At 66.0% G+C, this 6,807-nt stretch carries 8 protein-coding genes; 4 read left to right on the top strand and 4 right to left on the bottom strand.

Annotated features, from left to right (window positions below; translation table 11 throughout):
• Window positions 1-72 precede the first annotated feature (72 nt).
• The 3 genes from E1181_RS30710 to E1181_RS30700 all read right to left on the bottom strand — a co-directional run bounded on the left by E1181_RS30710 (window position 73) and on the right by E1181_RS30700 (window position 1,815).
• Entirely contained in the window at window positions 73-429 is a 357-nt protein-coding gene (locus E1181_RS30710) for a hypothetical protein (protein WP_132679908.1), read from the bottom strand.
• A gap of 48 nt (window positions 430-477) precedes the next feature.
• Complete coding sequence (locus E1181_RS30705) at window positions 478-714, bottom strand: DUF397 domain-containing protein (protein ID WP_093413953.1); 237 nt, start codon at window positions 712-714, stop codon at window positions 478-480.
• 234 nt (window positions 715-948) lie between these two features.
• On the bottom strand, window positions 949-1,815 hold the full coding sequence (locus E1181_RS30700; RefSeq protein WP_132679907.1) for a helix-turn-helix domain-containing protein: 867 nt from the start codon (window positions 1,813-1,815) through the stop codon (window positions 949-951).
• 270 nt (window positions 1,816-2,085) lie between these two features.
• On the opposite strand from E1181_RS30700, the gene E1181_RS30695 reads away from it, so the two are divergent.
• The 4 genes from E1181_RS30695 (at window position 2,086) to E1181_RS30675 (ending at window position 6,013) form a co-directional block, all read left to right on the top strand.
• Window positions 2,086-2,880, top strand: coding sequence for an exodeoxyribonuclease III (locus E1181_RS30695; protein WP_132679906.1), 795 nt, complete (start codon window positions 2,086-2,088; stop codon window positions 2,878-2,880).
• Window positions 2,881-4,072: 1,192 nt separating this feature from the next.
• A complete protein-coding gene (locus E1181_RS30685) occupies window positions 4,073-4,732 on the top strand; it encodes a DUF1326 domain-containing protein (protein WP_132679905.1) in 660 nt (219 codons plus the stop codon).
• The gene (locus E1181_RS30680) at window positions 4,729-5,529 is read left to right on the top strand and encodes a DUF2182 domain-containing protein (protein ID WP_132679904.1); all 801 of its coding nucleotides are present in this window, start codon (window positions 4,729-4,731) and stop codon (window positions 5,527-5,529) included. The genes E1181_RS30685 and E1181_RS30680 overlap by 4 nt, the downstream gene beginning before the upstream one ends.
• A gap of 97 nt (window positions 5,530-5,626) precedes the next feature.
• The gene (locus E1181_RS30675) at window positions 5,627-6,013 is read left to right on the top strand and encodes a hypothetical protein (RefSeq protein ID WP_132679903.1); all 387 of its coding nucleotides are present in this window, start codon (window positions 5,627-5,629) and stop codon (window positions 6,011-6,013) included.
• A gap of 71 nt (window positions 6,014-6,084) precedes the next feature.
• Here E1181_RS30675 and E1181_RS30670 read toward each other — a convergent pair whose 3' ends face one another.
• Window positions 6,085-6,459 (bottom strand): VOC family protein, encoded by a 375-nt coding sequence (locus E1181_RS30670; RefSeq protein ID WP_132679902.1) that lies wholly within the window; start codon window positions 6,457-6,459, stop codon window positions 6,085-6,087.
• Window positions 6,460-6,807 lie beyond the last annotated feature (348 nt).

Raw genomic sequence — 6,807 nt, 5'->3', positions numbered from 1 at the left:
GGGTTTCGGCAGCGGGGTCAGGCCCGGGGTGGGGCGCGCCCACGACGAATCAGACCCGGCTGGGAACCCGGTTCAGGCCGTGACGGCGAGCCACTTGGAGCGGCCGGCGTGCGTGGGGATCCAGCAGCCGTTGCCCTCCGCGCCGGTTTCCAGCAGCGGTTCCGGCATGTGCAGGAGCTCGTTGATCACGTCGAGGGCGGGTCCGTTGGTTCGCCACAGCACTCGGCTGGGGAACAGGACGTCGGGCTCGTCCGCGGGGATGCGCGCCGCGTCGGCGTCGTTCTCACCGAAGAGCTGCAGGATGTCGAAAACCCCGTGATGCACGCGGATTCCGACCACGGCGACCAGGCTTCCGCTGGCATCTCGGGGATGCGTGAACTGGAAGTCGCGGGCGACCAGGGCTTGCAGGCCGTTGGTTATGTCGTTCATGGCGCCACCGTTGTTCGTCGTAGGGGCTCAGACCATGTGGCGACCAGTTCAGACGATCAGATCGTCGAACTCGCCGTCCTTTGCTCCATTGAGGAACGCTGCGATCTCGTCCCTGCTGTAGACCAGTGCCGGGCCCTCCGGGTAGCGCGAGTTTCTGACAGCAACCCCACCGTCGACCAACGGTGCCAGCTCCACGCAGTTACCCACCGCTCCGCTGTGGCGGCTCTTGCGCCAGTCAGCGTTGGGAAGCTGCTTCGCGGGCATGCCGTTCTGGATGTTCGTCATCCGAACCCCACCCTTCCCCGACTCTCATCTTGCACGGATCATCTGCACGTGCAGTTGATCGTGCAGAGAAGGTATCAGTTGCAGATGCACGATTGAATGCACGTGCAGGGCGCTGAGAGCGTGATCACACCGTCAGATGTAACGCCCACGGCGGCACTCGGTGCCGTGGGCGTGGCGAACAGTCGTCCTTGATCGCCCGAACGGGCGAGAAAACTGGGAAATTCCCGATTGGGCTCAGAGTTCCCGGAGACGTTCCTGCATCAGCTTGCGGGAACCCTCCGGGGTCAGCGCGTCGACCGCGAGCCGATGGCTGACCTTGCTGTAGGTCTCGACTTCCTCGGCTTTGTCCAGGTACAACGCGCCGCAGAGGTGTTCCAGGTAGACGATGTCCGGGATCTCCGGCTCGGCGAACCGCAAGATCGTGTAGGCGCCTTCGGCAGCGGAGCGCCCGAGCGAGAAGGGCAGCACCTGCAGGGTGACCGTGGGCAGCTTCGTGGAGTCCAGGAGGGACTCGATCTGCTCGCGCATCACGCTCTTGCCGCCGATCGGCCGGTGCAGGACGGACTCGTCGATCACGGCCCACACGCGCGGCGACTTGGGCTGGGAGAACATCCGCTGCCGCTGCATCCGCAGCCGGACCCGGCGGTCGACCTCTTCGTCCTCGGTCTCGGGGCGTCCCTGGGTGGCGACGGCTCGAGCGTAGCGCTCGGTCTGCAGCAGGCCCGGGACGAACTGGAGCTCGTAGGTCTGGATCCGGGAAGCGGACTCCTCCAGGCCGACGAAGTCCTGGAACCACGGCGCGATCAGGTCGTTGTAGCGGTTCCACCAGCCCGGCTCGTTGGACCGGCGCACCAGGTCCAAAAAGGACTCGCGCTCGGACTGGTCGTCCACTCCGTACAGGCTCAGCAGGTCGGCGACGTCGCGTTCCTTGAAGCCGACGCGGCCGAGCTCCAAGCGGCTGATCTTCGAACCCGAACCGCGGATGGCGTACCCGGCGTCCTCGCGGGAGATCTGCTTGGACTCGCGCAACCTGCGCAGCTGGCTGCCCAACACGAGACGGCGGGCCGTGGGGCCGCTTCCCGTGGCGCTGTCCGGGGCCACGCGAGACCTCCTGCAGGGGTTTTAGGGCGTTCTACGTCCCACTGTCGACACGAAGTGGTTGAACGTTACGGGAGGGGATAGTAGTGGAATACCGCCGCAGGTCCAGTGGCTTCCCCGGTTCGGACGATCTTGCGCAGGTCAACGGGGTGAAATCAGCGGATTGCGGAGCGTTGAAATCCGCTCGAAATCCGTCTGCGGGGTCGATCAGCGGTGGAAATCACTCGTGCGGGGCGGTCCATCTGCTGAAAAGCACTCGATAGGCTCGTCGATGTGCTGACTTTGTCAACGGTGAATGTAAATGGTTTGCGCGCCGCCGCGAAGAAGGGATTCGTCGAGTGGCTCGCGGAGACCGGTGCGGACGTGATCTGCATGCAGGAGACCCGCGCCGAACCCGACCAGCTCACCGCGGAGGTGCGCGAACCGGCCGGCTGGAGCACGGCGCTCGCCCCGAGCTCGGCCAAGGGTCGCGCGGGAGTGGCGATCTACAGCCGCACCGAACCGGAGGCCGTCCGCATCGGCTTCGGCTCGGCGGAGTTCGACGACAGCGGCCGCTACCTGGAGATCGACCTCCCGGGCATCACGATCGCCAGCCTCTACCTGCCCAGCGGTGAGGTCGGCACTCCGCGCCAGGACGAGAAGGAGCGCTTCATGAAGGAGTTCGGCGAACACCTCGCCGGACTCCGCGAGCGCGCTGCCTCCACCGGCCGCGAGGTCGTGGTTTGCGGCGACTGGAACATCGCCCACCGCGAGGTCGACCTGAAGAACTGGAAGGCCAACCAGAAGTCCGCCGGTTTCCTCCCGGAGGAGCGGGCGTGGCTGACCGAGGTCTTCGAGTCCGGCTACACCGACGTCGTCCGCAACCTCCACCCCGAAGGCCCCGGCCCGTACTCGTGGTGGTCCTACCGAGGCAAGGCCTTCGACAACGACTCGGGTTGGAGGATCGATTACCAGGTCGCGACCCCTGGACTTGCCGAGCGCGCGAGCACGGCGGTCGTCGAGCGCGCACCCAGCTACGACAAGCGCTGGTCCGACCACGCCCCGGTGACAGTCGTCTACGACTTCTGATCGCGGCCGAGTCGGCTCGGAATTGTGGTGGCTGGGTCGTCGCCGGAACGGGTGATGGGTGTCTTGCGGCACACTGATCGTCGTGACGGAGGATGAAAGGCCCCGTAATCAGATCAGCGGCTCGGTGGACGGAACTGCGTTCCAAGTCGGTTCGGTGCACGGCGATGTCGTGTTCCGGCAGTCGTCCACCGCGCCGGATGAAGGCGGTCCGCAAGCCGTTCTCGCCCGGCAGCTCGCCGATCAAGTGAGAATGCTCAGCAGGCGGGAAGAGGAGAATTGGCGAATCGCAGATCCCCTCCCGCGTCATGCTCGCCCGCACCACCTACAACGACACCGCGGCCCACGACCCAGCCGAGCTCCTCGACTCACATCGCTTTCCGGCTCGGGAGTCTATCGAGGAAAATCTCCTGAGCGTTTACACGGACGCCCTACACGATCCTCGCCGCAGCGCCGGGTCACGGGAAGCCGCTCAGCCAGAGTGTGATCCCAACCGCGCCCGCCACTGCGAAATCGGTATCCGAATTTTTGGCCGGGCTTGGAACTGGTGCTGCGTTCGGAGGCGCGCTCGGGATCGGAATGGGTTCACATGTCATCTAACGTTTTCGGTGGCGTTTCGATTGGTTTAGCGTTCGGGATCGTTATCGGTCTCGCGAATGTCGCTGTCTCGACTCTCGGTGAAAACCACGATCCCGGCGACACGATCCATCCGTGGCAACTCCTCGCCACAGACCGAACAGTCACGCTTGTCCGCACGGCTGTAACCGTGCTCGTTGTGGGCCTGGCGGTTGGTCTCACGTTCGCAAAAAGTGGCGCTTCGAGCTGGCCTGAACCTGCCCTTGTCGGGGCACGGCTGGGCTCATCGCCGGAATGTTCCGCCTGGTGCTCTCTGCGTGGGGAAATTGGCTGCTGTTCACGCGCCTGTGGCTCCCTCTGACCGGCCGCCTGCCATGGCGCACGAAAGACTTCCTAGAAGACGCCTACGGCCGGGGAGTTTTACGTCAATCTGGCGCGGTCTACCAATTCCGCCACGCCCGGCTCCGTGATCATCTGGCCCGCCAGCATCAGAGGTAGTCGCCACCGGTCCGATCTCGAGCTGCGCCTGGTAGCGGATTCGTCGGGTCTTTCGTCCGTGTTTCGTGCCGCGAAGCGCGCCGACACTGGACTCGAGGTCTGCGACGTTCTGGAGGTCGCCATGGCTACTCCAAGCACCCCGCAGTGGCACGTCGTCGGGGGCTGGTTCGACGCGTGCAAGTGCGCGATTCCATGCCCGTGCTCCTTCGCGCAGCCGCCGACCTACGGCGACTGCAACGGTGTCCTGCTGTGGCACATCCGTGAAGGCAGCTACGGAGACACCGCGCTGGATGGGCTCAACGTCGCGATGCTCGGCTCGTTCGTCGGCAACGTGTGGAGCGGTGAGCACAGCGACGCCCGTGCGGCCATCTTCATCGACGAGCGAGCGGACGAATCGCAGCGCGCGGCGCTGCAGAAGATCTTCGGCGGAGAGGCAGGAGGTTGGCCGAAGCAGTTCGGCGAGATCTTCGGCCCCGAGATCGTCGGCATGGAGTACAGCGCGATCGAAGCGTCCATCGCCGATGATCTGGCCACCTGGAGCGTCCGCATTCCCGGCAGGGCTGAGGCGACCGTCGAGGCGCTCACCGGTCCCGCCAGCCCCGAAGGCGCGCGTGTGGAGGTGCACAACCTGCCGGGATCGGAAGTCGGACCGGGGCACGGAGCGGCTGTCTGGGGCAAGGCCACCGCTGACCGGGCCGACGCGTTCGGCTTCAGCTGGGACCGCTCTGGCTACTCCAGCAAGTACATCCCGTTCGACTGGTCCGGGCCGGACGCGGCATGACCGGCACGGCGCAGGCGCGCGGCATCCCTTCGCTGCGGTCCTGGTCCGGGGTGGAGGTGGTGCTGGCCGCGGTTCTGCTGGCGTTGGCGGGGATCTCCTGGCTGCTCAGCGGGGTCCTCGGCATGCCCGAGATGCGGATGGGGCTGCTCACCGGCATGGGGTCGGCCGAGATGATGTCGGGCGGACCGGCGCCCTTCGCCCTGTTCCTGGGTGTCTGGGTCGTGATGATGGCCGCGATGATGTTGCCTGCGATCACGCCGTTCACGATCGGGGTGTCCAGGCTGGTGCGAGTGCGGCGGAGACGCGGAGTGCTGCCGCCCTTGACCCTCGGGTACCTGCTCGTCTGGACCGCGGCGGGCGTTGTCGCGTGGTCGGTCCTGCGCGGGTTCGACGCGATCGGCCACAGCGCTGCGTCGGTGCGGGTCGGTGCTGTCGTGCTCCTGGTGGCCGGGGCGTACGAGTTCAGCCCGTTGAAGCGCTGGTGCCTGGTCCGATGCCGATCACCGCTGGCGCTCGTGGTCAAGCACGGCGACGCGGTGGTCCGGGGCAGGCTGGGGGCGCTGCGGGTCGGCGTGCACCACGGCGGGTACTGCCTCGGCTGCTGCTGGGCGCTGATGGTGGTCCTGCTCGCCGTCGGTGCGATGAACCTGGTGTGGATGGCCGTTCTCGCCGCGGTGATCGCGATGGAGAAGGTGCTCCCCCGAGCGGAGATCGTCAGCTCCGCGCTCGGCGCGGTCTTGACCGGTGCCGGCGTGGTCCTGCTGATCGCGCCCGGGTTGCTGGCTCCGATGGGCTGAACCGTCCTCGCGCCGGACCGAAGCCCCGTTGACTCGCGCCCGCCTGGGCTCAGTGCGGGCTTGACCTCCAGTTAAGTCGAGGTTCGACACTCGTCGCATGTTGAAACCCGATGAAGGTCCGATCCTGTTCCGGAACACGATGCGGATCGCCGATGGGCATCTCGACGAGTTCAAGGACGCGGTGCGCAAGGCGGTGGAGTTCGTCGAGGAGCATGGTCCGCAGCTGATGGTGGACGTGTTCATCGACGAGGAGCGGATGCTGGCCTACAGCTACCAGCTCTACCGCGACTCGGATGCGATCCGGGAGCACTGGCGGCTCTCCGACCCCTACATCCGCGGCGTGATGGAGCACTGCGAGGTGGAGCGCTTCGACGTCCACGGCCATCCCGACGACGCGGTTCGCGAGGGTCTTCGCCCCATGGCCGAATCCGGCACTCCGGTCACCATCACCGAACGCGCGACCGGTTTCGCCCGGTTCGCGTGAGGGCGACGGGCGCGAATTCGCGATGAATCCGCGCCCGCTCGAATTCGCGATGAATCCGCGCCCGCTCGAATTCACAGGTACGGCGTCGTGATCATCTCCAGGCCGTGGCCGGCGGGGTCTGTGAAGTAGACGCCGCGACCTCCGTGGTTGTGGTTGATCCGGCCCGGTTCGGCGCCGTGCGGATCGGCCCAGTGGTCGATGTCGCGCTCCTGGATGCGCGCGTAGGCGCGGTCGAAGAGGTCGTCGTCGACCAGGAACGCGTAGTGCTGCATCTGGATCTCCACCGGCGGTTCGGCGAATTGCAGCAGCACGCCTCCGTCGAGCTGGACGTTGGTGAACACGCCCCACGACGGGGCTTGCGGAACCTCGAAGAGCTCCCGGTAGAACCGCGCGGATTCCTCGCGGTCCTTCGCGGCGATGATGGTGTGGTTGAACGTGACGCTCACAGATCTCTCCTCAGTGGACTGCGGTGCTCAGTCGTGGAGGAACGCGGGCTGAGTTGATGTCGACGCGCTCGTCCGCCGTCGTCAGACGGGTAGGAGAAGATCACCCCCTCCCGAACGAGAGGGGGATGGGCGCGAGGCCCGCGGAGAGGTCAGCCTTCTACCGGGTAACCAATCCGTGCAAGGCTCAACGCCGTCCCGGTAATCATGAGACGAAAGCTAGCTGTTGCGGGTCGTGACGTTGGTGTCGGCTGGCAGGGCCTGAGGATGGGGACGGGTCTTTCGACGGCAGGATGAGAAGTGCGACCAACTCGTCCGCCGGACAGAAAGACCCGTCCATGTATCACCGTA

It is taken from the genome of Saccharopolyspora terrae, assembly GCF_004348435.1.
In the GTDB taxonomy this organism is placed as follows: domain Bacteria; phylum Actinomycetota; class Actinomycetes; order Mycobacteriales; family Pseudonocardiaceae; genus Saccharopolyspora; species Saccharopolyspora endophytica.
The sequence above is the reverse complement of the archived record's forward strand: the minus strand, read 5'-3'. Positions and strand labels throughout refer to the sequence as shown.